Raw genomic sequence first — 26,318 nt, 5'->3', positions numbered from 1 at the left:
GATGAAACCGTATGGATTGTTCGGCAAATTGACGGCCGTTCCGGGCGAGCACGAGATGCTTCTCGCCATCTTGCTCGAGGCGGCCGAGGCGATGGAACGAGAGGCGACGTGTTGCGTGTATCAAGTCGCGGCGTCGCTCGACGACGAGTCGGTCGTCGTCTATGAGGTATGGGAGAGTGTCGAGGCGCATCAACAGTCGCTGTCGCTTGAGACGACGCAGACGTTGATTGGACGGGCGAAGCCGATTTTGGCCAACATCGAACGCTTGGCCGTGTTCGAGCCGAGAAGCAAAAATTAAAAAATCCACGTCCGAGGACGTGGATGGCGGGTCAAGCTTTCGTCAAACTGCCTTTGACTTTCTCATAAAACTCGTCCATCATCCCGGTACGGCTACCGAGCTGGCAGATGAGTTCGAGTGTCTCTTTATAAAACTTTTTGACGAGTCCTTTGTTTTTGATCCCGTCCATCGACGCGAGCGTCTTGTCGAGGTTTTGAAGGATCTCTTCGATTTGGTCGTCCGAGTCCGGTTTCACGACCGTCATGTTGTCCGGGATTTTGACGACTTTGTCTTGTTCCTGGTGACGGAACGAGGCGCCGAAGCCGAGGTTCTCGATGAACAAGTGCGGCATCACTTTTTGGCCGAAGAACTGCTTATGCCACTCCGTCGCTTTCATCGTGTCCATGTCCTGCTTGAACGTGGACGCCGTCGAGACGTACTTTTTAAATAGGTCGGTCATGAACTTCTCGATGACCGGGATTTGAAGGGCGAAGACGTTTTTCAAGAGCGCGTCGAGCTGTGCGCGTGACAATTGTTGTTCGTTTGACATGTCGGTTCCTCTTTTCTATAATGCGATACTTTTATCGTATGGGATTGCGGAACGTGCGTCAACGCATCGCTAAACATTTTTTCAGAATATTTAATGATTTAAGGACATTTTGTGCGATAATCGTCTCATGGCAAGACTAAAGAGGAGTGAATCCACATGAACAAAACAATGAAATGGGCCGTCGCGCTCGGCGTGACGGGTGCCCTCGTCGCAACGGTAGGTGTCGTCTCGTCCCGGGGACGGACTGACGATACGACGCAGACGATCCGTGACCGTGAGCTCGGTTATGAGATCATTCTCCCGTCGAAAATCGTCGAGGCGATTGAGCGTGGGGACGTCTATATCGAGAAGGCGCAGGACGTCGTCGATGTCGGCGACAAGAATAGCTACGGCACGTTCGATCTCTACTATAACGTCGAGGACGGCGACGACCAGTTGTTGTTCCATTTGGACTTGATTGACCGTGAACTATCGGAAGCGGCGTTCGCGGAGGAAGTCGGCTACGGCAACTACCTCGGAGCGAGCGACAAGACGTTCTTCTGGGTCGAACCGACCGAGGCCGTCCCGGGTGCCGAGGCGCACACGGATGAGATCGCGGAGCTGCTTGAGACGCTTCCGGAGCTCGAGTTCCGTACGTTATGAGCCTGCCCGCTACGGCGGGCTTTTTCGGTTATGCTACAATATGACGTGAGGTGATCACATGAATTGGACAGTAGAAGAAGTGAGACAAGCAGAACAGGTGGCGGCGCTCGAGGCAGCGGTCAATGCATTTGACAAGATTGACGTGAAACTCGGACATGTGGCGGTCGGTCAGAACGACTACGCCGTCTATGACAATGATACGCTCGTCGGGTATATGGTGCTTTTCCCATATCTCCCGAACGAGTATGAAGTGAATGCGCTCGTGCATCCGGACTACCGGAAGCAAGGTGTCTTCACGGCACTCTTTGAAACGGCGAAACAGGATGCGAAACAGAACGGTTGTGAGGCGTTCACGTTCGTCATCGACCGGAAGTCGAAAGACGGCAAGGCGGTCATTGATCGTCTTGGCGCGGCGTATCAGTTTTCGGAGTACAACTTGGTACTGAAAAAAGCCGAGCTGTTCTTGAAGCCGGACGAGGTGTCGCTCCGCGAGGCGACCGAAGCGGACCGTTCGCTCATCATCGAGACGCTCTCTGAAGCGTTCGGTGACCCGGTCGACGTGACAGAGAACATCTATCAACAGATCGACACACCGGACCGTGTGACGTACATCGGTGAAGTCGACGGTCGTCCGGTCGGAATCATCCGTGCGCTCCTGTCAGGCGACGATGCCGGCAGCATTCACGCGTTCGGCGTCAAGGCGAACGAGCAAGGGAAGGGATACGGCACGAAGATGTTGAAACAGATGGTCCAGCAACTGTTCCGCATGGGACGGACGAAACTCGAGCTCGACGTCGAGACGGAAAACAAGGCCGCGCTCGAGATTTACAAGCGGGCTGGGTTCGCTGAAAACGGCGGCTATGAGTTTTATTTGTTAGAACTGTGAGGTGAGACAAATGGTTCGAAATTTAAAATGGATGGGTGCCGCCTTTGAGGCGCTCCTCGGCATCCCGGCGCTCGGTGGGCTGTTCATCATCAGCATGGGCTACACACCGCTCGGGTTCATGCTCGTGTTCCACATCGTGGTGCTCGTCTTGTCGATCACGCGGCTGAAGCGGATTTCGGTTGGACCGATCGTCGGCATCACGGCGTCGGTGCTCGGGTTCATCCCGTTCCTCGGCATGATGTTGCACTGGGCGGCCGCGCTCGCGCTCGCAATCGATGCGCTTTTGACACCGCGCGAACAGGTACACATGACAAAAGAAGAAGACCGATTTTGAAATGAACGCTCTCGGAGACGGGGGCGTTTTTTCATTGACCAAAACTTCAACTGAAAACGCTATACAAAAGCTGGCAATCGGACGATATAGTAGGTGATGAATTACACAGAGGAGGAACTCATAGTGAAGCTATTCAAAAACTTTACGACCCAACTGCTCGCTTGGATTTTGGTCACATCCTTTATCACGGGCGGAGCGGTCGGCTGGATCACGCTCTTATTGCTCACGGAGCTTGAGATGGCGAAAGGTCAGGTCATGCTCGTCGGGACGGCCGTGGCGTTGCTCATTTCAGGTTTAGGTGGAGCTGTCATCTACTTGATCGCCCGTCGCCCGCTCAAGGCGATCGAATCGGCGTCAGATAAGGCAGTCGAGGTCGGCAATGGCGATTTGACGGTCGTGTTTGCGAGCGAAACGACGACAGACCGTTCGGAGATGGGGCGTCTGCTTCTGTCGATGGACAATATGGTCGGACATCTTCGGGAACAAGGGACGAACATGCGCTACACGGCGGACCAGCTCACCGGTTCGGCGCAAGAGATCGCGGCAGCGGTCCAAGAAGGGAATATCGCCGGCGAGAATATCCGCCAAGCGATGGACGCCTTGAACAAGATGCTTGAAGACAACGTCAACGCGACGTACAGCTCGATGGACCTACTCGGTGCCGTCGCTCGGACGATGGAGAACATTCGTCAAGAAATGGGCTCGGCGCTTGAATCAGCGAGTGAGATGCAACAAGAGGCCGAGAGCGGCAAAGGCCTTGCCTCGTCGTCGGTCGATGCGATGCATGCGATTGCCGGCAAAGTTGAGCAGTCGTCGACGCTCAACAGCAAGTTGACAGAGATGACAGGCGAAATCTCGCGCATCACGGACGTCATCAGCGACATCTCGGCGCAGACGAACTTGCTCGCCTTGAACGCGTCAATTGAAGCGGCTCGGGCTGGCGAACATGGACGTGGCTTCGCGGTCGTCGCGGCCGAGGTCAAGAAGCTTGCCGAACAGACGGCGAACTCGACGCAAGAGATCACGGATTTGATTGTCGACGTCAAACGTCTCGTCGGCGACACGTCGTCATCGATGGCGAACGTGAAAGCGGAAGTGGAGACGGGCGTCGGTCTCGTCGAGAAGGCGGGCGGTGCGTTCGCGTCGATTCACAACTCGGCGAACGAAGTGTACAGCTACGTCCATTCGGTCGATGCGCTCTTGGATGAGTCGCGCGGACAGATTGACTCGGTCGTCACGAACTCGGCCGGCATCGTCGGCATGGTCGAAGAGGCGTCACGCTATGCGACAGAAGTCACGTCAGCGGCGAGCCAACAAGCGGCGAGTCTCGGTGAAGTGAATGGTGCGATGACGGAGCTTGTCCGGGTCGCGGAGAGTTTGCAGAACGAGACGGAGCAAGTGAAGGTAGAGGTGTAAGGAGGAGCGACCCAGCGATGGGTCGTTTTTCTATGCGATTTAAAAAGAAGTAGTCAAAATGTGTAATTATTTTTGAAAAAGACTAAACAGATGCGAGATGGCTCCGATATAGAGTATGGAAACGATAAAACGTTCCAACTAATACAAGGTGAGGGGCCGGCCTAAACCTTGTATGCTCGGACAAATGGATTTGGAAGAGCGGAAAAAACTTAAACCTATGGAGGGAAATTACAATGATTATCAATAACAACTTAAACGCAATGAACGCACATCGTAATATGTCGTTCAACACTTCGAATACTGGTAAAGCGATGGAGAAATTATCTTCAGGTCTTCGCATCAACCGTGCGGGGGACGATGCTGCTGGTCTTGCAATCTCTGAAAAAATGCGCGGACAAATTCGCGGTTTAGACCAAGCGACACGTAACTCACAAGACGGTATTTCTATGATTCAAACGGCTGAAGGTGCATTGAATGAGACACATTCAATCCTTCAACGCATGCGTGAACTTGCGGTTCAAGGTGCAAACGATACTAACGTTGTCGCAGACCGCGATGCAATTCAAGAGGAAATCAATGCATTGTCAACTGAAATCACAAGAATTGGAAATAACACAGAGTTCAACAAACAAAAACTCTTAAATGGTGATTTAGCTTCAAGTATTACTGCTGTTGGTGCTGGTATCGGACCAGGTGCAGGTATTTCAAAAATTAGTTCTTCTGGTGCTGAAGCAGCAACTGACTATACAGTAGCATTCGATGCAGCTACAGGTGACCTTACTGTTTCAAGTACGACTCTTGGTAAATCTTCGACTATCAATGTATCAGGAGATGTTCCTGCTGCTGGGTCAATGGAGTCTAAAGAAATTAACTTCACTGAGTTAGGAATTTCATTAGAAATCAATGAAGGATTAACAGCTGATATTGCTGCAACGAATACATTTGAGGTTGCAGGTGGTGGATCGATTAATTTAATGATTGGTGCTAACGCTGGTCAGAACATGACTATTGGTGTAGATGATATGCGAGCTACTGCTCTTGGAGTAGACTCATTGGATGTAAGTAATACAACTAACGCACAAAATGCCGTTACTTCTGTTGAAGATGCAATCAAGACAGTTTCGGAACAACGCTCTAAACTTGGTGCGAGCCAAAACCGCCTCGAGCACACAATCAACAACCTTAAAACATCTGCTGAAAACCTAACAGCGGCTGAATCGCGCATTCGTGACGTTGACATGGCGAAAGAAATGATGAATTTCACGAAGAACAACATTCTTAACCAAGCTGCGCAAGCAATGTTAGCTCAATCGAAATCTCAGCCAGAAGCGGTCCTTCAACTTCTTCGGTAAGATTTACGGGCGTCTTATCTGGTAACGGATAAGAGTACCACTGGGTGAATTGCTGGGACTCCTTAGAGCCCTCCTTACGACAACGTGACTGGAAACGGTGAGCGTGAGCGTTATGAAAAAAGGAAGGGATTGGACAATCAGCAGCCAAGCATCTGTCAGGAAACTGTGATGAAGGTTCAACGACTAGGATGAACGACCTACCGACTTCACGTCCATGGTTATGAGATCCGTACCTCGGCAACGGCGAGGGAAGTGCCCAGCCCCTACTTTACAATAATATTTGATATTATATAAAAATTGTAAAAGGGTGAAGATATAGTCTAGACCATATTGAAAGATATGGGTATCTGCAAGCAAACCAACAGCCGCAAGCTGTACTTCAATTGCTCCGTTAATATAGCAATTGACTATCTGAACATTATATTAAAAACCGTGGAGCTTATGCTTCACGGTTTTTCACGTCTTGCCATTTATAAACGACCGACCAGTATGTTCGATTTAATCGTCGGGCAATCTCTTTGTCCGTGACTCCTTGTTGTTTCCAATTGATGAGTAAAGCGATGTCTTCGTCACTATACGGTCTAGCGGGGATGGAGACACGAATCTTGTAGTCCGGATGTGTTTGTTTATACGTCTCTACTTCGGTCTGTAGACGTGTTCCCCATGACAGTTTATATATGAAGTCAGGTAGTTCGGCAATGTAAGGCTCGAATAAATTTAAAATGTCGAACGTGTCAGTCACTTTTGTCGTTTTCAAATAGTAGCCGGTGCCGCTCGGCGTGCCTGATGTTCGAACGTTAATGTCGTAGCGCGCTTTCATCCAGGTGGCTAACTGTTCCAACTGGTGTCTTGAAAAGGCTTGTAAGTAGAAAGCGATATGAGGAGTGAATTGAATTTCCTTCTTATCATGATTGAAACGCTTACTGAGGAGAAGGGATCCATCGTCTAAGTAGAGTGTGAGCAGAAATGAAGGATGATGGATATCTTTAAGCAACTCGAATGGAATGTGTTTTTTGTTGTTCGGATAAAAAAGTGGGAAGATTTTCGTCATCAGAGGAATTGAGCGCGACACGAGATTGTTTCCCCGTAAGTACAATAAATTAGATAGCTTTTGTTGTTTCCATTGGCGGTAACTTAACTGTCCCATCCCGAAATGCTCCCGGTAACTGTTGTTCACCCGTCGATCATACGGATAGCACTTCGTGATTTCTCCATCCCCCAAAATACTAGCAACTAGAATCGCTACTTGTTCGTCGGATAATCCTTCCCAGTCCATCTCAATTCTCTCCTTTACATAGTAATCTTCTTATAGAAGTAATCCCCGATTTATCTTAATGACCTGATTCAATAATTTGTTAGCTTATCTAAAGTTTTTGATTGACAAGTCGATATATAGGAAGAAAAAAGGTGCTTGAACGGTCAACGATTTGTTAAAGGGGCTCAAAGCTGTCTACACTGAAGAAAAGCGATTGGACAAATTAGAAGAGTTTTTGATGATAATATGTAATCCATCGCGATTGAAGTAACGACTTGTGAAGCCGAAAAAAGAGTACAGTTGCAGGAACAATTTCAAAATCTATAAGCCTAGGTCAACTATTTAGAAGTAAAGAAACATCAATCATTTCGCCAAAGCACTACAAACTGAACTGCTTTCGACCGATATAATCCATGAGAACAATGAGTAGAGGAGTAGACGCATATGAACCCGACCATTTCTGAAGTCCGGCTTCACCTACCTTCTTCCGTCTTGCCGTATGAACAAACGAAAAACGTGTTCGTCGAAGCGAATCAAAATGCCCTCGCTGACGAAGGCATCGTTATTCTCCCGACGCCTCAACACGTGACAAAATTAGAGGCAGCCGTCGAGAAGGCGAATCTGGTACTCGAGCGACAACGTACCGGTTTGAAGTTCATGAAACATGAGAAACTGAACGACTTCTATATTCAAATCGTGGATACGAACAACGAAGTCATTCGCGAAATCCCAAGCAAGAAGTCACTCGACTTTTTCGCCGCGTTCATGGAGTTCAATCAACTATTCGATGAACGTGTTTAAAGGAGGCTAACTATGACATCACCAATCCGATTTGGCGGACTCGCCAGTGGAATTGATACCGATACAATCATTAAACAATTAATGCAAGTTGAACGAGCACCCGTTGATAAATTAGAGCAAAAAAAGCAAATGACCGAATGGAAGCGTGACGCTTACCGTGAGATTAACCGCTCCCTTATGACGCTTCGTAATAGTGCAGTCGATCTTATGTTCAGTCGTAACTTCTATGCGAAGACGTCAAGTTCATCTGATGAATCACGTGTTTCGGTCGTGGCAGGACCATCTAGTGGGAATACAGCAATTAAGATTGAATCTGTATCAGATCTCGCAACAGCCGCCACGCAAGTCGTTATACCTAAAGATAAAAATGGAAATAACGTAACGAAAGCGACGAAAGTCGCCGACATGAATTTCCGAGCTACGACACAAGAAATAAAATTAGAGACGGTTGCTAAGGAATGGACAATTACGCCGGAACCGAATACGACAGAAAGTATCGTCTTAAAAACATCTGGTGGGGCTACGATTACTTCAGACTTATATACGTACAATGAGACGACCGGAAAAGTGACAATGAACGATGGGTCTGACATTGCAGCAGGTACGACTGCAACGTATAAATCAGGATACGAAGTCCAAGTTCGAACGACGGTGGGGGGCAACTTTAAAACTGTTAAAGTTGCAACAGACGCCACGATGGAGAACTTAGTCACTGCCTTGAATGGGAAAGATACAGGCATCTCTGCTTTCTTCGAACCAGTTTCAGGCAAAATGTCAATTACGCAAAAACAGACTGGTAAAAATGAAATTATTGAGTTTGATGCGACTACGAAACAAGTGTTTGGCCTTTTAGAAACGGATCTTCCTGTAGAGGGGAAAAATGCAAAATTCATTGTAAACGGCATTGACATGGAGCAAAGTTCAAATACTGTCACAATTGATAATATGACCCTCACGTTAAAATCTGAATTTTTAACAGGTCCTGTCACGCTCTCAGCTGCCACCGATACACAAAAAATATTTGACAACATCAAAGGATTCGTTGACAAATATAATGAAACCATTGACCTGATGAACAAGAAGGTTCGTGAAGATAAGTTCCGTTCATTCGAACCACTGACGAAAGCGCAACGTGATGAATTGTCTGAAGACGAAATCAAGAAATGGGAAGAGAAGGCGATGAGCGGAATGCTGCGCGGTGACAACATCTTGCGTGGCGCGATGGACACCTTGCGTGGCAAATGGTCGAGTACGACGGTAGTGACCGTCGACAAAGATATGGATCGCTTGTTCCAAATCGGTCTCTCTACCGGGTCCGACTTCACGAACGGCGGTAAAATCGAAATCGATGAAGAAAAGTTGAAAGCCGCCATCGAGAAAGACCCAGAACAAGTGTACAAACTGTTCACGGATGCTGACACTGGCCTTCTTCCAAAGATTCGTGATGCTTCAACCGACTCACGTGAGACGATTACGCGTATTGCCGGTGCTGATGGATCGGGTTCACATTCACACTCGATGGGGAAAGAAATGACAGCTATCGATACCCGTATCCAGCGATTAAATGCACTACTTGTTGATAAAGAAAACGCCTACTACCGTCGCTTCGCAGCGATGGAGACGGCAATGAACCAGGCGAACTCGCAAGCCGCCTCACTGCAACAGTTCTTAGGCGGAGGCATGTAAGAGGAGGAAATTAAATGGTAGCCAACCCATATGCAGCATATCAAAACAACGCGGTCACGACCGCGAACCCACAGGAACTGACGCTCATGCTTTACGATGGTGCGCTCAAGTTCATGCGCCTCGCCAAACTCGCCATTGAGCAAGGAAATCCAGATTTGAAGAACACGAACATCCAAAAGACGCAAGCCATCTTTCAAGAAATGCGCTTGACGTTGAATAAGGACGTTGCCATCTCAGCGAACTTGGACTCGCTGTACGAATACATGTGGCGCCGTCTCGTCGATGCGAACGTCAAAAACGACACGACCATCCTCGACGAAGTACTCGATTTCACAACGGAACTCCGCGACACGTGGAAGGAAGCGATGAAACTCGCGAAGCAAGCATGAGACCCATCGATGAGATCATCTTCAAAACACAGCGATTAAAAGACCTATTGGCGAAAGTACCGGAAGAGCCGACTTATGACACGTGGATGGATCAAATCCATGAGTTGCTCGACGACCGCGAGCAGTTGCTTGCGGCGCACGGACCGGACTTAAAGGACGCCGACCAGACGGTGATTCGTCAGCTCGTCGATGACAGCCAACAGATTGCCCGCTTAATCGAAGCCGAACATCAACGACTCGGGATGACGCTCGGGACGGCACGGCAAGAACGAAAGACGGTCAAGTCGTATGTCGATCCGTACGAAGACGTCGATTCGAACTTCTCGGGATTATTCGATCAACAGACATGAAACAGCTCGAAGGCGCGCCTTCGAGCTGTTTTTATTTATGAGATTTTGATTTGTTGTCGCACTTTCAAAAGCATTCTTGATAGCGTGAACAACACCAGCCCGCTCATATTAAACTTCAAATAAACCATCAAGGCATCTTAAAGCGACGTCACCGGCAGAAAGCCACTGAATATGACGAGCGGTAGAATTGTCACATGCATCGTGGCCCAATGAATCAGAATCTGTTTCGGGAATGACCACCGTCTCACTTCATAGATGACGCTCGTCAGACCGAGGAAGAACGCCATCCCGCCATAGACGAACATATTATGTACACCTTCCACATTTTCGTTCCACCACTGATACGTCACCAGCAATCCGAATAGCGCGAACCACTTCACGCCACGAACGAATCCTGTTTTCAATAAACTCATCCATATCGTCCCCTCATTTATTCGTTATCATCATTTACGACCCAACTCCGATAAAGTTTCATTCCATTTGATAGGGATGCAAAGACGTCTGATTTCATTTACAATCGACTCAATACCATTTAAACCGGTAGAAAACCGGGTAAATACCACTGTAACCGTTGCTTCTTTTCTGGAAAGGGGAGGGAAACGAGATGAATGAGAAAAAAGTGAAACCTGAGTCAGCGAAAGACCGTCGTTACTTCGTCTACGGTCCAGAAGGGGCGTACGATGAGTATGTGGAACGCGACCCGAAAATTGAGGCGTATGTCGAAGACGATGCGCCGCTCGAAGACGGTCCCGATCCGTATGAAGAAGAAGAGCTCAAATCACGAGGATAAATCAGTCGAAGTCAAGGTCGTTTCTATGACCTTGGCTTTTATTTGTTTAGGGTGACGACCCTATACGTTTTCTTACACCGGTCAGGCTAGACAATCCAGTATGCTCATCTTATCAACCACCACTCATACGAAAAGGGAGAGAATGAAGATGAACATGAAACGATACGGATTGTTGCTAGCCTTACCATTGACGCTACTTGTCGGCTGCGGGGAAGCGGATGAACTGAAGACGACGGCGACCGACATGGAGGAAGTCGTCGAGGCCGAAACGACGGAAGAACCGGCGGCAGACAAAACAGAAGAAGCAGAAGTACAGGAGAGTGAACTCGGCTCGAACCACATCTACATGAAGAACAAGGCGCTCGACATCAAAGAGACGATCGGCTCCGTCAACTTCGCCATCGATAAGGTCCAGACGTCACGGCTCACTGTGAACGAGATGTATCGCGATTCATTCGACGGACAAGAAGAAGTGACGGTCGTTGCGATGAATGTCATCGTCGAAAACACGATTGACGCCACGATTAGTTTCCACCCGAATCAAGCGACGCTCGTGACGAACACGGGGGAACAAGTATCAGCCGACTTATGGTTCTCGGATGACGTCGGTGGGGAGTTCCTGGGCAAAGTGAAGAAGGAAGGGAACGTCCTCTTCTTCGTCAAGGCGATGCCGGACGAACTGGCAGACGTGAAAGTCGTCATCGACGGCCCATCTGACGAGAACTATCAGTCGATCGGGGAATCCCGTTACGAATATACAATCAACGTCGAGAAATAAGCAATGGCCGCTCCAGGGAACTGGTGCGGCCGTTCTTGTATGGATCATCCATAAATGAGTTGTCTCTCTCTTCAGCTTCAGACATGATGAAAGTAATCGATATCGCAAAAGGGGAAATTGGGATGAGTGAAACACGCACCGTTCAAGTGGAAAAGTATGATGGAAGCCTGCATTACGAATGGACAAGCCGACTCATCGACGAGGATGACGAACGCATCCTGCTATACGCTGGACCAGGGCGGACGTTGCAACACCATACCCGCCAAGCTTGTTATACGTATGAATCACATTCGCTCGAATGTTTCATGCGCCGAGACGGATTCACGGTCCAACTCGATTTAGAGAAGGACGGGTCGATTCGTCATTACTGCAACATCGGGCTCGTTCCTCGACTAAACGAAGACGTCATCACGTTCATTGATTTAGACCTCGACCTCGTGGCTGACAGAGGAGGCGAATGGCGGCTTGTCGATGAAGATGAGTTTGCCGTCAATCGGGTCCGGTTCGGCTATCCGGACGATGTCGTGGCACATGTTTGGAACACGATCGCAGACGTGAAACGGCGAATCGATTCGGGTGCGTTTCCGTTCGACGGGTCACTTGAACGACGGCTTCTGACACTCGCCAAGGAACAATCGTCCTGGTCTCCATCTACTTGACCAGGAAAGCAGTCCTGTTGTTTAACCGTTAGAAAACCCGCTCCAAGCGTCGACAACGTCTGCCAGGAGCGGGCGAGTTTGTGCTCTAAGTATTGCTTACGAGACGTCAGTCATTCCGTTGATGCGGCAACGGGATTGTCAGCACGTTCCAGTTCTCACCGGCGAAAACTTTCGCGAGAAAGACGATCTGTCCGACGTGATAGCTATAGTGCGACACTTGCTTCTCGATCGCCCAGATGACGGTCTTCTCCTCGCCGCGGATGAAGACGGTCTTGCCGAGGTCTTTCGGCGTGAGGCTCGCCAAGACATCGTCCAACAGCTGCCAACGCTCATCCCATGTCGCCATCAGTTCAGCGCGAGACTGTTGTTGGTCCTCGAACTCGGCGTCACGGTTCCGGTCCGGCTTTTCGCCGTCCGTCGTCAAAAAGTCGGTCCAGCGTGACTTCATGTTGTTCGAGATGTGTTGCACGATGACCGTGAGCGAGAGCGTGTCCTTCGCGAGCACGCGGTGCATGTCCTCATCGTTCACTTGCTTCAACGCGTTCTCGGCAAGTTGTTTCTGTTCTTGGAAAATCGAGCGTACCGTTTCGATATAGCGGGTTTCAAACATGGAATGACCTCCTTTGGATTCCTACTAAGCATACCCCAATCTGAACGTGATAAAAATAGTTGAGAATAAACCGCGCGATCGGTTCTTGGGTGCCCTGTTTAGGCTTTGACGTGAGTCATGTCGCGTATATCTCCTTTCGGTTTGGGGGTTCACCCGTGAAGAGAACCGACCGCGTTTGTCCGTGAGTAGATGAGCGCGGTTTTTTGTATGCGAAAAGGGAGAGCCGTGGCTCTCCCTCAGGCTGTTGACGAACCAATTCGCAAAAAGCGAATTGGTTCGTCTTTTTTTAGGTTCGATGAGCTTGAGGCGCTCTGCCCGGCACAAGATTGAAAAACTGGTATGTATACGGTCTCTCCAGGCCAACAGGTTGGCCAGCTTCTTCATGTTTTGTGCGGTGGCTGCCACCAGGTTGGCGCGCTGGACCGCCTCACGGCCCCGGTAGAACGTGAAGCGGAGCCCATGAAGCTCCTTCGCGTCGGCGAACGAGCGCTCCACCGTCTGTGGCCGGAGACGGTATAGGTATTGACCGGATGCGGTCAATCGATTCCTGTTCACCGCTTCGAGGAACGGCTCGTCCAAATGGCGCGTTATGATCCGACGGTTCGTCTCGTTCTCCATGCATTTTTCGAGGAGCGGGCAGTCTTGACAGACTTTCGGGTCGGACACGTATTGGCGGTATCCTTGGCGGGTCGTCGTGCTGTAACGGAGGATTTGGCGGGCCGGGCAGCGATAGGCGTCCTCATCTGGGAGGTAGGTGAATTTGGACTTTCGGAACTTCCCTTTCTTGCCGCCGAAGCGGCGTCGCGAGATGACGCTATAGATGCCACGATTGACGAGCGACTTGGCGATCTCCGTTGAGAAATAGCCCGCGTCGAGCGCCACCGCCTCGAGCGGGAAGGCGAAATGCTGAAGAATGTAGTCCAGACGCTCTAGATAGACGCTGCTGTCATGCACGTTCCCCGGCGTGACGTAGGCATCGACGATGAAGTTATACTTTGCGTCGACCGTTCGGTGGACGAGCCAAAAGAAGCCTTCCGGCTTCCGGGTCCGATACATGTAGCCCGCCTCGGGATCGGTACGGCTCACCTTGCTCACCTTCTTTTTAGGTTCGCCGGGCTCGGCGGGCTCTAGCGCTTTTTTCCGTGCGCGGACCGATCCTCGTTCACGCGCGCCAACAGTTCATCCTCGACCGCGGTGACGACCGCGTCGACCTCGGTCTTGTCGAACTTCTTCTTGCTGGCGTTCGCCCGGATATGTGTCGAATCCGTGAGGAGGATCCGTCCCGAGACGAGGTTATGCGCCTCCGCCTGATGGATGATGTCGTCAAAAATTTGTTGAAAGACGTCCGTCCCGGCGAACCGTCGCCGGTAGGCTTGGCTGATCGTCGAATGGTCAGGGACTTTCTCGTCCATTCCGAGCCCGAGGAACCATCGGTACGCCAGGTTTGTCTCGATTTCTTTGATGGTTTGGCGGACGGATCGGATGTTGAACAAAGGGCCGAGGAGGATGATTTTGATGAGGATCTCCGGATCGATGCCGGGCTGCCCGGTGTTCGAATAGAGTGGTGCGCACAGACGATGGACGATGGAGAAGTCGACATGGCGGTCGATCTTGCGGACGAGATGGTCTTTCGGGACCAACTGGTCCAACGAGGCCGCGGTGTGGATCGGTTCATGGCGTTTGGCGATGTGGGCTCGGTACATGATTGATTCCCCTTCCTGTTCGGAGGCGGTGACGGTCCATACATACCGTTTCCCGTTTTCATCGGTTCGAAGAACATATCAGGGCTTTTTCTTCGGCCATCGAGGCCTCAGAAAAAGACAAACGGCCGCCAGATGGCGACCGTTTGCGTTGCTCGTCCGATGGCGCCCCGACTCCCGCAGGAGAGCAATCCAACGGAGACCCAGCAGCGACGCTAGTCGCGATGCGGCTCCGGGATTGCCTGCGGAAAGCGTGGGCACCGGAAGGACGAGCGATATCAATCATGTTAGTCAACAAGCTGAGGGAGAGCCGTGGCTCTCCCTTTTAGGCGTGCTCGATTCTAAAATCTTCCCAGTGTGACCGGGCCTGGGTCCTGATCCGCTCCGACACTTCCTTGCTGCCGAGCAAAATTCCGTACCAACGCCTTGCGTCCTCATACAGACCGAGTGCGGCCGACAAGTCGGCGATCCGCAACATGAGCTGGTCGTACGGGAGGCCGGTCCGGATTTGATCCGTGTACGCCTCCTGCACCTCGTTGTACTTGTCGAGCGTCCGTTTCATCCATTCCTTCTCAGACGCCTCATTCCCCGTTAGGCGATACATCCAGACGAGCCGCATACCGAGCATAGCGACGACGGACGGTTTCTGGCCGCTCAGCTGGGCCGTCACGACGGCGAACTTGTAGAGCCGGATGACGTGTTCGGCCGAACGGTCGCCGGTGAGCGCCTCGGCGTTGACCCGGTCGAAGTAGCCCGTCTCGAGCGCCTCGCGATGCGTCTTTCGCACCTTGTCAAACGAATCGTGGAAGACGAGGTGACAATGACTGCAAACAGTCGGCTCATAAAAGTACGGGTTGGCGCCATCGTATGTCGTATATCCGTCCTTCGCGACTTCCTGTGGCCGGATGTGGCGCGACAAGACACGTGGCGTCTCGCTCTGTTTCAAACAATACGGGCATTTCACTTTTTTTGAAAAGATATGTTCTGCCATCATCTCACCTCACACGTATACGTTGACGAGCAGGCCGCGAATCTCACCGACTTGGTCGAGGAGCGACAAACGAGACGCCTCACCCGAGATGACTTGATCGGTCAAGGCGAGCAGCTTCTGGTCGACTTGTTCGACGATCTTATAAATCTTGGCGCGACCGCGGCGGTTGAAGCCGCGTTTGTCCTCGAGGCGGAGCGCCGCATCGACGGCGTCTTTCATAAAGTCTTTGATGAGCTGTTTATATTCGGCGAGCGACTCGACCGTCTGGCTCTCGGCGAGGAGCTCGCCTTTCTCGTGGATGGCCGCGATTTGGCGCTGGAAACGCTCGTGCTCGCGGTCTTCCCGTTTTTGACCGATGACGTTCTGGAACGAGACGCCAGGCTCGGCCTCGGGGCGTTTCGCCTTGCCGGCGCCGTGAAGCGACTGTGTCTCCATGATGCGACGAATGTCCATAGGATCCGTCCTTCCTTAAGTTAGTTCAACAATTGTAGCACGCCTTGCGGCAATGCGTTCGATTGGGCAATCATCGCCATGCCGGACTGGTTCAAGATGTTGAGGCGGGCGAAGTCCATCATCTCGCGCGCCATGTCGGCGTCGCGGATGCGTGACTCGGACGCCGTCAAGTTCTCGGAACCGATCGTCACGACGCTCACGTTCGCCTCGAGCCGGTTCTGGATGGCACCGAGCTTCGAGCGTTCGAGCGACACTTTTTGGATGGCGGCGTCGAACTTGGCGATGGCGTCATTGGCGCCACCTTGCGTCGTCACGTTCAGTCCGTCGATCCCGAGCGCGGCGGCGCGCATGTCGTCGACGTTCAAGACGACGCCCTCGCCGCTACCGGCCCCGAGTTGGAAGAAGAGCGTCTCATTGCCGGCGATAAAGTCCCCGTTCATGATCTTCTTCGAGTTGAACTCGGTCGTCTCGGCGATCCGGGTCACTTCATCCGTGAGCGCCGTGATCTCGTCTTGAATCGCTTTGGCGTCATCGCCACTCAGTGTACCGTTCGACGCTTGGACCGAAAGTTCGCGCATCCGTTGCAGGAGGGAATGGGTCTCGCTCATCCCGCCTTCGAGCGTCTGCGTGAGCGAGATGCCGTCAAGCGTGTTGCGTTCGGCCATCGACAGCGAGTCGAGACGGATGCGCATCTTCTCGGAGATGGCGAGCCCGGCCGCGTCGTCGGACGCCTTGTTGATGCGAACACCGCTCGAGAGGCGGTCCATCGTCTTTTTCATCGTCGCCTGGTTGAGCGTGAGCGACGAGTACGCTTTGAGTGCTTGCACGTTATTGGTAATTTTCATAACGGTTTCCTCCTGCAGGTACGGGTTGAAGTCGGGCATTCTCAATCGCCTCGCCCCACGTCTTGTCAAGCTCGGTCGCGAGGCCGTGAAGCTCCTCGATCTTGTCCATATCTTGTTCGATCAACGCCTCGAGGCTCGATTTCGCCATATAGAGATAAAGCTCGTCAAGTTGAGCCGAGATGATGCCGCCGCCGTCGTGAAGTCCTTGATGGAGCTTCGCGAGCAGTTCGCGTGCTTGACGCAAGTGGCGGTTGCGTTCGGCGATCGTCGCCGTCCCGGCTTGTTCATAGTGGTAGACGAGCGCGTGGAGCATCGCTTGGGTCAGCTCTTGCGGGCTCATTTCGTATAGTCGGTTCGGGTTCATGATGGGTCTCCTTTGATGGTGTCGAGTTCTTCGATCAGTAGTAGCACTTCGGCCATGACGTCATACAGTTGGGGCGGAATCGCGTCCCCGAGGTCGAGGTCGAGCAGGTGGCCAAGGAGCGAGTGGTCATGCTCGATGGCGACGCCGCGTGATCTCGCCTCGTCTAAGATTTTATCGGCGACGGCGCCGGTGCCGCGGGCGACGATGACCGGGGCCCGGTCGATCGTCTCGTCATAGCGGACGACGGCGGCCGTCTTGCGTTTCGTCAAATCCATACGTTGATACATAACAGCCTCCTAGATGCGGAAATCATAGCCGGTCGTCTCGAGCGTCGGACGCTCGGTCTCCGGTCGGTCCGTCTTCGTCAGTGGGCGGAACTGGGTCGTCACGCTCCGGTAACCGATCGCTTCGAGCGTCGTCTCGATTTTGCCGAGAAGCGGCTTGGCGAGCGTCTCGACGACCGGGTCATCGTGTTCGAGCGTGAGCCGAAGATTCCGGTCGATCGCCTCGAGCTTGACGCCGATCTCTCCGAGACGTGGTGTCTCGAGTCGGATATAGAGCACGCTGTTCTCCCAGTCGACGACGTCCCCGGCCTCACGGTTTTGGATATGGACGTGGATGCCGGTGTCGATCTCTTGGACTTTCGCCGGCAAGGCGAGGATGAGCTGCTGTAGCTGTCCGCCGTCGAGCCGATTCAGCGTCTGTTGGACTTGGAAGAACGAGGCGAGCCGCTGTGCTTCAGGTGTCGCCGCGTCAGCTTTCAATGACAATGTTGACGCCTGGACGCGCTGCGCCGTCTCTTGGATGACGCGGCCGGATAAGTTCGGGTCGACCTTGAACGGCGTGACGCGCGGCAGTTCGCCGGCGCGGGTCGCCTGGTGCGGGATGTATTCGAGCCGGACATGGTTCGGCACGTAGCGGAACTCGTTCAAGCTGGCGCGAACTTCTTTAATGAGCGCGGCGCTCTCGGCCGGTTTCGTCGACAGCAACCCGAGGGCGACGTCGAGCTTCGCCGTCATCGCGACGAGCGCCTTCTCTTGGGTCGCGCTCGTATGTAGCAAGGCGTCCGTCTTTTGGATAAGTTGTGTCAGCCGGGTCGACACCGTCTCGAGCGCGGGGCGCGCCTGATGCGGGTTCGTCTCGACGAGGGCGGCGACTTGGCCGAGCTGTTTCGTGACCGTCACTTGCTCGTTTCGGAACGTGTTCGTCACGGTCGCGAGATGTGTCGTCACTTCTTTGACGAGCACCGGTCGGCCGAGAACGGGCGGTAACGCCTCGCGCGGCTCGATTCGCGTCGGGCGCGGCTCCGGCAATTCATTGATGAGTCGGTCGACCGTCTCCGGTGTCGGTGTCAAACGCTCGCTGACGGGACGCGACAAGTTGACGTGCTCGATGAAGCGTTCTTTCTGCGGGTAGGGGGCGTCGGGCGCCGGACGAGTCACCAGTTGTCTCGCTTCATCTAATGACGCGACGGCGATGTCGCGGACGACGTCACGCGGGAGCGTCGGTGCCTCGATCGTCTTTAGCCAAAGGACGGCATCGCGCAGGTCGCCTTTAAAGACGGTTTCGAGCAGTCGCACCGTGTCCTCGTTCATCGGTAACCGTCCTGATTGGAGCAGGCGGCTGACGGCGCTCCGCACCTCGGGCGGTAGCGACGCGAGCAACGCTTGGATTTTTGTATCGAGTTTCACCGGTTGGCCGCTCGAAGTCTCCGGCGTCTCCGGCTCAGGCTTGACGACGATCGTCCCGATCAGCTGGCCGTCTTGTTCGGCGAGCGTCAATTGGAACGGGTTCGTCTTCGGGAGCCCGCCTTCGAACGTGACCTCGACGTGCTCGCCGTTGATTTTAACGATGCCGGAGTCGGGTCCGGTCTGTTTGACGAGTTCGGCCTTATAGACCCGGTTCGTTTGGATACCGGCCGTGACCGCGACGGCCGCGGTCAATGGGGCTTGGATTTGCATAGTTGTCACCTCGACCAATATATCGACCTCTTTTTCAAAAAGTGAAGCGAAACCGACAGAAAAAAACCTCCCGTCGGACGACGGAAGGGTCAGGATTCGAGCAAGGCGTTCTGGTTCAATTGTTGAAACCGGGCGACGAGTTCGCCCGTCGCTTTCAGCTGGTTGCGGAGGACGTACGCGGTCGCGTTCGTTTGAATTCGGTGACCGTCCTGGGTGACGACCGAGCCGTTCGGCTCTAGCGAGTCACTCGAGATGTCACGGATGTGGGACCAGGCGTACCATTCGCAATCAGGGCGCTTCGGGGACTTCGTCGGGAAGAAGACGAGCCCGGACGTCGGTTCGATGACGACAGGCACTTTGCCTTTGACACCGGCGACGCGCTTGGCAACGAAGATGCGTTCCTCGATCGAACTGCTGTACTGGCGGCACGAGAGCTGCAACAGCTGGTAGGGCCGGAGCGGCGTCATGATCTCAGATCCGTCCTCGAGAATGATCCGCGATTGCATCGTCATGTCTCGACATGGCAAAATCGCCACCGTCCGTTTCGTGATACGGTATTTCTCCTCGGAATGGTAGGGGCGCATACAGCTGCACCGTCCTTTTCGTATTGGATTTTCAGGCTCGGCCATAACAGATGGAACACAAACCTAAATCATCCCTTCCATGATATATCACAAAATATGTAAATTCAATAAGGCGATATGAAAAGTAGGGAAATATAATTCCAATGTAAGCCATATGAGAATTCGTTTACAAAAATTTGAGAAAGTGTTTGTCACGCCTGCAAGAAGGTGGTAAGATTACCGATAGAGGGAAAGCCTCTGTATTCTTCAATGGTGAAAGGAATGGATTTACACATGGTAGGTAAAGTAAAATGGTTTAACTCAGAAAAAGGTTTTGGATTCATCGAAGTAGAAGGCGGCAAAGACGTATTCGTACACTTCTCAGCAATCCAAACTGACGGCTACAAATCACTTGACGAAGGTCAAGAGGTAGAGTTTGAAATCGTTGATGGCGAGCGTGGCCCACAAGCGGCTAACGTTACAAAATTATAATTTCGAACCACGAGTCGGCTCCTAACGGGGCCGACTTTTTTGTTTTTCTCACATAATGTCCTTCCCAATCAAAATCGCGTTTAAGAACGGACAGAACGGGTAGTTTGTTTCTATACCACTGATTCACGTGAGAGACGGACCTGTCGGAACAAAATTGTCATTATTTTCTGATGATAACGTTTTCAAACGATTCGGATTCGGGGTATACTATATATGAGCCACCTGGTTCCACTTTCTTTTCAGAAATGAAGCAGGAGATTCGGTCCAATCTGACGAATCATTGGGTCAAGCGGTTATTTTAAGGAGGAGTTCAGATGATTTATAACATTCGCGGCGAAAACATTGAAGTCACACCAGCCATCCAAGACTATGTCGAGAAAAAGCTGGACAAATTGACTCGGTATTTCACAACTCCTACGGATGCACAGACGGCTTACGTCAACTTGAAAGTGTACAATGAGAAACAAAAAGTGGAAGTGACGATCCCGATGCCGAACTTGTTGCTCCGTGCTGAGGAGACCAACCTCGACATGTACGCGGCAATCGACCTCGTCGTCGACAAATTGGAACGTCAAATCCGTAAACACAAAACGAAACTCAACCGTAAATCGCGTGCCAAAGATGGCGGTATCGGCGAGTACTTCAAATCACTCGAAGGTCCCGAAGACGTGGTCGTCTATGACGAGGACGAGGCAGAACTCGAACTCGTGCGGACGAAGCGTTTCACGCTCAAACCGATGGACACGGAAGAAGCGATTCTTCAGATGGACATGCTCGGACACAGCTTCTTCGTCTTCTCAGACGCAGAGACGGGCAACACGAACGTCGTCTACCGTCGTAAAGACGGCAAATACGGCTTGATCGAACCTGAATAATTCAACCTTGAAACCACACGGCCCTCCGACTCGGAGGGCCGTTTCCTTTTGCCTTTCCTTGAAAGCAAGGGTCACTTCGGTTAAACTGTACATTAGGGAAAAAACATGCATTTTTTCAGTGAATGCAGAGGAGATAAAGCGTATGGCGAACTTTTTGAAAGATTTATTTGCTCCACAGAAACGAGTATTGAAAAAAGCAGAAAAAGCGGCCGACCTCGTCGAGTCGTTCGCCGAACCAATCAAGGCATTGTCTGATGAAGCACTTCAGGCGAAGTCGATTGAGTTCCGGGAGCGTTTGGACAAGGGCGAGACGCTTGACGATATTTTGCCAGAAGCGTTCGCGGTCTGCCGCGAGGCGTCCGAGCGCGTGCTCGGCATGCGCCACTATCGTGTCCAGCTCATCGGGGGCTACGTGCTCCATAACGGCGACATCGCCGAGATGAAGACTGGGGAAGGGAAGACGCTCGTCGCGACCCTCCCGGTGTACTTGAACGCGCTCACGGGCCGCGGCGTCCACGTCGTGACGGTCAACGAATACTTGGCCCGCCGTGACAAAGAACTCATGGAACCGCTCTACTTCGCGCTCGGTCTCTCGGTCGGCCTCAACGTGTCGAACATGGACCGCGTCGAGAAGCAGGCGGCATACAACTGTGACATCACGTACTCGACGAACAACGAGCTCGGTTTCGATTATTTGCGTGACAACATGGTCCTTTATAAAGAAGACCGTGTCCAACGCGAGCTCTACTTCACGATCGTCGATGAAGTCGACTCGATTCTCGTCGATGAGGCGCGGACCCCGCTCATCATCTCGGGCTCGGCTCAAAAATCGACAGAACTCTATACACGGGCCGACGCGTTCGTGCGGACGCTCAAGATCGAGGACGACTACACGGTCGACGTGAAGACGAAATCGGTCCTCTTGACGGACAAAGGGGTCGACCTCGCCGAGAAGTTCTTCGGCATCGACAACTTGTTCGCGATCGAGCACGTCTCGGTCAACCACCACGTCGGGCTCGCCCTTCGTGCCAACGCCGTCATGCATCATGACGTCGACTATATGGTCCGCGACGGCCAAGTCATGATCATCGACCAGTTCACGGGTCGGGTCATGGACGGACGTCGCTACTCGGAAGGGTTGCACCAGGCGATCGAGGCGAAAGAAGGCGTCGAGATTCAACGCGAATCGATGACGCTCGCGACGATCACGTATCAGAACTACTTCCGCATGTATGAGAAGCTGGCCGGGATGACCGGGACGGCGAAGACGGAGGAAGAAGAGTTCCGTAACATCTACAACATGCAGGTCGTGACGATCCCGACGAACAAACCAATCCTTCGGGAAGACCGTTCGGACCTCATCTTCAAATCGATGGAAGGCAAGTTCAAAGCCGTCGTCGACGAAATCATGGCAGCCCACGCGACGGGACAACCGGTCCTCGTCGGGACGGTCGCCGTCGAGACGTCGGAGTATTTGAGCAAGCTCCTCTCGAAGAAGAAGGTCAAACACGAAGTGTTGAACGCGAAGAACCACGCTCGTGAGGCCGAAATCGTCGAGAACGCCGGACAAAAAGGTGCGGTCACGATTGCGACGAACATGGCCGGACGCGGTACCGACATCAAGCTCGGCGAAGGCGTCATCGAGCTCGGCGGATTATACATCGTCGGGACCGAGCGCCACGAATCGCGCCGGATCGACAACCAGCTCCGTGGACGGGCCGGACGACAAGGGGACCCGGGTAAATCCCAGTTCTACTTGTCACTCGAAGACGAGCTTATGCGCCGCTTCGGTACTGACAGCCTCCAGAGCATGATGGAGCGCCTCGGCATGGACGACACGCAACCGATCGAGAGCCGCATGGTCTCGAAAGCGGTCGAGTCGGCTCAAAAACGTGTCGAAGGCAACAACTATGACGCACGGAAGCAGCTCCTCGGCTACGATAACGTCATGGCCGACCAACGGAAAGTCATGTACAAAGACCGGGCCAGCATCCTCGAGAACGAATCGGTCACGGACATCGTCCGTTCGATGATTCAAGAGACGGTCGAGACGGGCGTGGCGCAATATACGCCGCTCGAACTCGTGCCGGAAGAGTGGAACATCGAGGAACTCGCGCACTGGGCCAACCAGACGCTCGCCCTCGAGCAACCGGTCGAAGGCAAGGACTTCTTCGGCAAAGAGCGCGAAGAGATCATCGAGCTGTTGAGCGAACGTACGAACGCGCAGTATGAGGCGAAACGCCAACTCGCGCCGCCGGAACGCTTCAACGAGTTCGAGAAGATCATCGTTCTCCGGGCCGTCGATTCGCACTGGATGGCGCACATCGACCATATGGACCAGCTTCGTCAAGGGATTCACTTGCGCGCTTACGGGCAGAACGACCCGCTCCGTGAGTATCAGGCGGAAGGGATCAACATGTTCGATGCGATGAACGTGGCCATCTCCGAAGAAGTGACCGGCTTCGTGCTCCGTGCCGAAGTCGGCGACAACCTCCGACGCGAGAAAGTCGTCGAGGAGGAAGTGGCGGTGTCTGGCAAGGACGACACGCCGGTGAAGAAAAAGCCGGTCCGTCGCTCTGAAGACCAACGGCTCGGGCGCAACGACCCGTGCTGGTGTGGTTCAGGCAAGAAGTTCAAAAACTGCCACGGCAAACAACAGGCTTAATTTTGAAAGAGGCGAGCCCGCTCGCCTCTTTCCTACGGAAAGGTGACCTACACTATGGAAATTTCAGATATTCGTAACGAACTCGAGGCGATGGCGAAACGCCTCGAGAATTATCGCCAATCGCTCAACCTGACAGAGAAGCAGGCCCGCATCGCCGAGCTTGAGAACGAGATGACGTACCCAGACTTCTGGGACAGCCAAGAGAAGGCGCAAAAAGTCATCGACGAGTCGAACGCGCTCAAAGCGATGGTCGACAAGTATCAACAGCTTGCGGACGGCCATGAGGACGGCGAAGTCACGCTCGAACTCATCAAAGAAGAGCCGGACGCCGAGATGCAAGAAGAACTCGCGGAAATGGTGACGGCGCTCAAAGCCGACTTCGACGCGTTCGAACTTGAGATCCTCTTGAACGGACCGTATGACGCCAACAACGCCATCCTCGAGTTGCACCCGGGGGCGGGCGGTACCGAGTCGCAAGACTGGGCGTCGATGCTGCTGCGCATGTATCAACGTTTCGCTGACAAGCAAGGCTGGAAAGTCGAGACGGTCGACTACCTTGCGGGCGAAGAGGCCGGCGTCAAGTCGGTCACGCTCCGTATCGTCGGGCATAACGCCTACGGCTATTTGAAGGCGGAGAAAGGGATTCACCGATTGGTCCGCATCTCGCCGTTCGACTCGTCAGGCCGCCGTCATACGTCGTTCGTCTCGTGCGATGTCATGCCGGAGTTCAATGACGACATTGAAATCGAAGTGAAGACGGAAGACCTCCGCATCGACACGTACCGCGCGTCAGGTGCCGGCGGTCAGCACATCAACACGACCGATTCGGCCGTCCGGATCACGCACGTGCCGACAGGTGTCGTCGTCTCGTGTCAGGCTGAACGTTCGCAAATCAAGAACCGCGAAGCGGCGATGAAGATGCTCAAAGCGAAACTGTATCAACGCGAACTCGACGAGCAGCAACGCAAGCTCGATGAAATCCGCGGCGAGAAAACAGACATCGGCTGGGGCAGCCAAATCCGCTCGTACGTCTTCCACCCGTACGCGATGGTCAAAGACCACCGCACGAGCTATGAGGTCGGGAACACGGGCGGCGTCATGGATGGGGACATCATGGGCTTCGTCGACGCTTACCTCCGCAAGACAAATATGTGATGCAAGTGGCTCAAGGACTGACGTCTTTGGGCCACATTGTATGTAGAGGAGAAAACCTTTAATGAAGCAAATCGTCAAAGACTACATCTATTTACTGACCGGGTCCGTCTTCGTCGCCTCGGCGTTCAGCTTGTTCCTATTGCCGAACAACCTCGCCTCGGGCGGCGTCAGCGGGATCTCGATCATCACGTACGAGCTGTTCAACATCTCGCCAGGGGCGTTCCAGCTCGTGTCGAACGTGTTGCTCCTCCTCGTCGGCTGGATGATCCTCGGGCTCGGCTTCGGCGTCAAGTCGCTCGTCGGGTCGATCTTTTTGCCGGGCGTGATCTTGTTTTATGAAGCGATTGACGCGGGAGCGGCCGTCAATGACACGCTGCTCGCAGCCATCTTCGGCGGGGCCGGCGTCGGGATCGGTCTCGGCCTCATCTTCCGGGGACGGGCCTCGACCGGAGGAATGGATTTGCTCGCGCAGATCCTACATAAGTTCACCCACATCCCGCTCTATCTCTGTATCGCCATCCTCGATGGGGCGGTCGTCCTCGTCGCTGCGGTTACGTTCTCGTTCACGACGGGGCTGTACGCCCTCATCGCGCTGTTCATCACGATCAAGATGATCGACTTCGTCCAGCTCGGCTTCACGCAGGACAAGATGGCATACGTCATCTCGGAGAAGCGGGACATCATCACGCGCGCCGTCTTCGATGAGCTCGACCGCGGCGCGACAGAGATTCAAGCGATCGGGGCGTATTCGCGTCTCGACCGCCCGATGTTGCTCGTCGTCGTCCGTCAGAACGAGGTGAGTCGTTTGAAAGAGATCATTCGCCGTATCGATCCCGACGCGTTCCTCATCTTCAGTGAGGCGCATGAGGTGATGGGCCAAGGGTTCACGTCCGATAAGCGCTATATCAACGTTCCCTAACATGTGGAATCTTTGTGTATTTTTCGTGAGTTAGGTTAGAAAGCGGTTCATAACGGCTATAATGGTAAAAGTAGGTTATTTCTACGACATAGGAGGGGAGCCTGATTATGAAGAAATGGATGATGGCGATTGGACTTGGCGCCATGCTCACGCTCGGTGCGTGCGGCGGTGGCGATGAAGAAGAGTCGACGAGCAACGGGGACGGCGCGAACACGGCGTCGGTCGACGCGGAAGCGGTCTACGCACAAAACTGTGCGGCCTGCCACGGTGCAAACCTAGAAGGCATGAGCGGTCCGAAACTTTCGGACGTCGGTTCACGTCTATCGGCGAGTGAAATCGAAGAAGTCATCAAGAACGGGAAAGGCGCCATGCCTGCGAACGTGATTGAGGACGAAGAAGAGATCACGGCTGTCGCGGCTTGGCTCGCCGAGAAAAAATAATTATGGGGAACCACGAGGCGACTCGTGGTTTCAGACTGTAGACAAAACATTGTCTGCAGTCTTTTTTATTTGCCCGACCGGGCACAGCTCGCTTTTCTGGGGGCAAGCAGGGAGCCGCAT

General features: G+C 53.0%; 30 protein-coding genes and 1 pseudogene. 19 read left to right on the top strand and 12 right to left on the bottom strand.

What is annotated here, in order from left to right; genetic code table 11:
• The first annotated feature begins 1 nt into the window (after window position 1).
• Entirely contained in the window at window positions 2-298 is a 297-nt protein-coding gene (locus tag KNP86_RS09020) for a putative quinol monooxygenase (RefSeq protein ID WP_214753894.1), read from the top strand.
• A gap of 31 nt (window positions 299-329) precedes the next feature.
• Here the strand turns inward: KNP86_RS09020 and KNP86_RS09015 are convergent, their stop codons facing one another.
• Window positions 330-827, bottom strand: a complete 498-nt coding sequence (locus KNP86_RS09015) for a hypothetical protein (protein WP_034778604.1) — start codon at window positions 825-827, stop codon at window positions 330-332.
• Window positions 828-983: 156 nt separating this feature from the next.
• Here KNP86_RS09015 and KNP86_RS09010 point away from each other — a divergent pair, with 156 nt between their 5' ends.
• From KNP86_RS09010 to KNP86_RS08990, 5 genes are all read left to right on the top strand, one after another.
• Window positions 984-1,469 (top strand): hypothetical protein, encoded by a 486-nt coding sequence (locus tag KNP86_RS09010; RefSeq protein ID WP_214753891.1) that lies wholly within the window; start codon window positions 984-986, stop codon window positions 1,467-1,469.
• Between the two features lie 58 nt (window positions 1,470-1,527).
• On the top strand, window positions 1,528-2,355 hold the full coding sequence (locus KNP86_RS09005; protein ID WP_214753889.1) for a GNAT family N-acetyltransferase: 828 nt from the start codon (window positions 1,528-1,530) through the stop codon (window positions 2,353-2,355).
• A 10-nt stretch (window positions 2,356-2,365) separates the two neighbouring features.
• Window positions 2,366-2,689 carry a hypothetical protein gene (locus tag KNP86_RS09000; protein ID WP_214753888.1) on the top strand — a complete coding sequence of 108 codons (324 nt, stop codon included), beginning with the start codon at window positions 2,366-2,368 and terminating at the stop codon, window positions 2,687-2,689.
• A 123-nt stretch (window positions 2,690-2,812) separates the two neighbouring features.
• Window positions 2,813-4,105, top strand: a complete 1,293-nt coding sequence (locus tag KNP86_RS08995) for a methyl-accepting chemotaxis protein (RefSeq protein WP_214753886.1) — start codon at window positions 2,813-2,815, stop codon at window positions 4,103-4,105.
• A 233-nt stretch (window positions 4,106-4,338) separates the two neighbouring features.
• On the top strand, window positions 4,339-5,457 hold the full coding sequence (locus KNP86_RS08990; protein WP_214753884.1) for a flagellin N-terminal helical domain-containing protein: 1,119 nt from the start codon (window positions 4,339-4,341) through the stop codon (window positions 5,455-5,457).
• 439 nt (window positions 5,458-5,896) lie between these two features.
• On the opposite strand, the gene KNP86_RS08985 is transcribed toward KNP86_RS08990, so the two are convergent.
• Window positions 5,897-6,733, bottom strand: coding sequence for an endonuclease (locus tag KNP86_RS08985; RefSeq protein WP_214753882.1), 837 nt, complete (start codon window positions 6,731-6,733; stop codon window positions 5,897-5,899).
• A gap of 423 nt (window positions 6,734-7,156) precedes the next feature.
• Between KNP86_RS08985 and KNP86_RS08980 the strand changes: the two genes are divergently transcribed.
• From KNP86_RS08980 to KNP86_RS08965, 4 genes are read left to right on the top strand one after another with little or no spacing between them, the layout of a single operon-like run.
• A complete protein-coding gene (locus KNP86_RS08980; protein ID WP_214753879.1) occupies window positions 7,157-7,513 on the top strand; it encodes a flagellar protein FlaG in 357 nt (118 codons plus the stop codon).
• A gap of 12 nt (window positions 7,514-7,525) precedes the next feature.
• Complete coding sequence (fliD, locus tag KNP86_RS08975; RefSeq protein WP_214753878.1) at window positions 7,526-9,199, top strand: flagellar filament capping protein FliD; 1,674 nt, start codon at window positions 7,526-7,528, stop codon at window positions 9,197-9,199.
• Between the two features lie 14 nt (window positions 9,200-9,213).
• On the top strand, window positions 9,214-9,588 hold the full coding sequence (gene fliS, locus KNP86_RS08970; protein WP_214753877.1) for a flagellar export chaperone FliS: 375 nt from the start codon (window positions 9,214-9,216) through the stop codon (window positions 9,586-9,588).
• Entirely contained in the window at window positions 9,585-9,938 is a 354-nt protein-coding gene (locus KNP86_RS08965) for a flagellar protein FliT (protein ID WP_029595022.1), read from the top strand. Before fliS ends, KNP86_RS08965 begins: the two co-directional genes overlap by 4 nt.
• A gap of 137 nt (window positions 9,939-10,075) precedes the next feature.
• Here KNP86_RS08965 and KNP86_RS08960 read toward each other — a convergent pair whose 3' ends face one another.
• Window positions 10,076-10,351 carry a DUF3021 family protein gene (locus KNP86_RS08960; protein ID WP_214753875.1) on the bottom strand — a complete coding sequence of 92 codons (276 nt, stop codon included), beginning with the start codon at window positions 10,349-10,351 and terminating at the stop codon, window positions 10,076-10,078.
• 191 nt (window positions 10,352-10,542) lie between these two features.
• Here KNP86_RS08960 and KNP86_RS08955 point away from each other — a divergent pair, with 191 nt between their 5' ends.
• The 3 genes from KNP86_RS08955 to KNP86_RS08945 all read left to right on the top strand — a co-directional run bounded on the left by KNP86_RS08955 (window position 10,543) and on the right by KNP86_RS08945 (window position 12,165).
• Window positions 10,543-10,728 carry a hypothetical protein gene (locus KNP86_RS08955; protein WP_214753873.1) on the top strand — a complete coding sequence of 62 codons (186 nt, stop codon included), beginning with the start codon at window positions 10,543-10,545 and terminating at the stop codon, window positions 10,726-10,728.
• 148 nt (window positions 10,729-10,876) lie between these two features.
• Window positions 10,877-11,506 (top strand): DUF4352 domain-containing protein, encoded by a 630-nt coding sequence (locus tag KNP86_RS08950; protein WP_214753871.1) that lies wholly within the window; start codon window positions 10,877-10,879, stop codon window positions 11,504-11,506.
• 122 nt (window positions 11,507-11,628) lie between these two features.
• Window positions 11,629-12,165 (top strand): DUF402 domain-containing protein, encoded by a 537-nt coding sequence (locus tag KNP86_RS08945; RefSeq protein ID WP_214753869.1) that lies wholly within the window; start codon window positions 11,629-11,631, stop codon window positions 12,163-12,165.
• A 106-nt stretch (window positions 12,166-12,271) separates the two neighbouring features.
• On the opposite strand, the gene KNP86_RS08940 is transcribed toward KNP86_RS08945, so the two are convergent.
• The 9 genes and pseudogenes from KNP86_RS08940 to KNP86_RS08900 form a co-directional block, all read right to left on the bottom strand.
• The gene (locus KNP86_RS08940) at window positions 12,272-12,775 is read right to left on the bottom strand and encodes a DUF1572 family protein (RefSeq protein ID WP_214753867.1); all 504 of its coding nucleotides are present in this window, start codon (window positions 12,773-12,775) and stop codon (window positions 12,272-12,274) included.
• Window positions 12,776-13,135: 360 nt separating this feature from the next.
• Window positions 13,136-14,478 (bottom strand): annotated as a pseudogene (locus KNP86_RS08935) (IS1182 family transposase); the annotation flags it as partial.
• Window positions 14,479-14,800: 322 nt separating this feature from the next.
• Complete coding sequence (locus KNP86_RS08930) at window positions 14,801-15,466, bottom strand: DUF2225 domain-containing protein (RefSeq protein WP_214753865.1); 666 nt, start codon at window positions 15,464-15,466, stop codon at window positions 14,801-14,803.
• A gap of 9 nt (window positions 15,467-15,475) precedes the next feature.
• Window positions 15,476-15,919: a YaaR family protein gene (locus tag KNP86_RS08925; RefSeq protein WP_029595028.1), complete on the bottom strand. Its 444-nt coding sequence runs from the start codon at window positions 15,917-15,919 to the stop codon at window positions 15,476-15,478.
• Between the two features lie 20 nt (window positions 15,920-15,939).
• On the bottom strand, window positions 15,940-16,764 hold the full coding sequence (locus KNP86_RS08920; protein ID WP_214753863.1) for a flagellin N-terminal helical domain-containing protein: 825 nt from the start codon (window positions 16,762-16,764) through the stop codon (window positions 15,940-15,942).
• Complete coding sequence (locus tag KNP86_RS08915; RefSeq protein WP_214753861.1) at window positions 16,748-17,128, bottom strand: flagellar export chaperone FliS; 381 nt, start codon at window positions 17,126-17,128, stop codon at window positions 16,748-16,750. Before KNP86_RS08915 ends, KNP86_RS08920 begins: the two co-directional genes overlap by 17 nt.
• Window positions 17,125-17,415 (bottom strand): EscU/YscU/HrcU family type III secretion system export apparatus switch protein, encoded by a 291-nt coding sequence (locus tag KNP86_RS08910; RefSeq protein WP_029595031.1) that lies wholly within the window; start codon window positions 17,413-17,415, stop codon window positions 17,125-17,127. Before KNP86_RS08910 ends, KNP86_RS08915 begins: the two co-directional genes overlap by 4 nt.
• A 9-nt stretch (window positions 17,416-17,424) precedes the next feature.
• Complete coding sequence (locus KNP86_RS08905) at window positions 17,425-19,089, bottom strand: hypothetical protein (RefSeq protein ID WP_251130481.1); 1,665 nt, start codon at window positions 19,087-19,089, stop codon at window positions 17,425-17,427.
• 89 nt (window positions 19,090-19,178) lie between these two features.
• Window positions 19,179-19,673, bottom strand: coding sequence for a competence protein ComK (locus KNP86_RS08900; RefSeq protein ID WP_138859057.1), 495 nt, complete (start codon window positions 19,671-19,673; stop codon window positions 19,179-19,181).
• Between the two features lie 273 nt (window positions 19,674-19,946).
• On the opposite strand from KNP86_RS08900, the gene cspD reads away from it, so the two are divergent.
• From cspD to cccB, 6 genes are all read left to right on the top strand, one after another.
• Window positions 19,947-20,144 (top strand): cold-shock protein CspD, encoded by a 198-nt coding sequence (cspD, locus tag KNP86_RS08895; RefSeq protein WP_021065411.1) that lies wholly within the window; start codon window positions 19,947-19,949, stop codon window positions 20,142-20,144.
• A gap of 314 nt (window positions 20,145-20,458) precedes the next feature.
• Window positions 20,459-21,019 carry a ribosome hibernation-promoting factor, HPF/YfiA family gene (hpf, locus tag KNP86_RS08890; RefSeq protein ID WP_021065412.1) on the top strand — a complete coding sequence of 187 codons (561 nt, stop codon included), beginning with the start codon at window positions 20,459-20,461 and terminating at the stop codon, window positions 21,017-21,019.
• Window positions 21,020-21,161: 142 nt separating this feature from the next.
• On the top strand, window positions 21,162-23,684 hold the full coding sequence (secA, locus tag KNP86_RS08885; protein WP_138859058.1) for a preprotein translocase subunit SecA: 2,523 nt from the start codon (window positions 21,162-21,164) through the stop codon (window positions 23,682-23,684).
• A 54-nt stretch (window positions 23,685-23,738) separates the two neighbouring features.
• Complete coding sequence (prfB, locus tag KNP86_RS08880) at window positions 23,739-24,839, top strand: peptide chain release factor 2 (protein WP_214753859.1); 1,101 nt, start codon at window positions 23,739-23,741, stop codon at window positions 24,837-24,839.
• A 61-nt stretch (window positions 24,840-24,900) separates the two neighbouring features.
• Entirely contained in the window at window positions 24,901-25,758 is an 858-nt protein-coding gene (locus KNP86_RS08875) for a YitT family protein (protein ID WP_214753857.1), read from the top strand.
• A 107-nt stretch (window positions 25,759-25,865) separates the two neighbouring features.
• Window positions 25,866-26,198 (top strand): cytochrome c551, encoded by a 333-nt coding sequence (gene cccB, locus KNP86_RS08870; protein WP_021065416.1) that lies wholly within the window; start codon window positions 25,866-25,868, stop codon window positions 26,196-26,198.
• Window positions 26,199-26,318 lie beyond the last annotated feature (120 nt).

It is taken from the genome of Exiguobacterium sp. s16, from assembly GCF_018618115.1.
GTDB classification, from domain to species: Bacteria; Bacillota; Bacilli; order Exiguobacteriales; family Exiguobacteriaceae; genus Exiguobacterium; species Exiguobacterium mexicanum_A.
The sequence above is the reverse complement of the archived record's forward strand: the minus strand, read 5'-3'. Positions and strand labels throughout refer to the sequence as shown.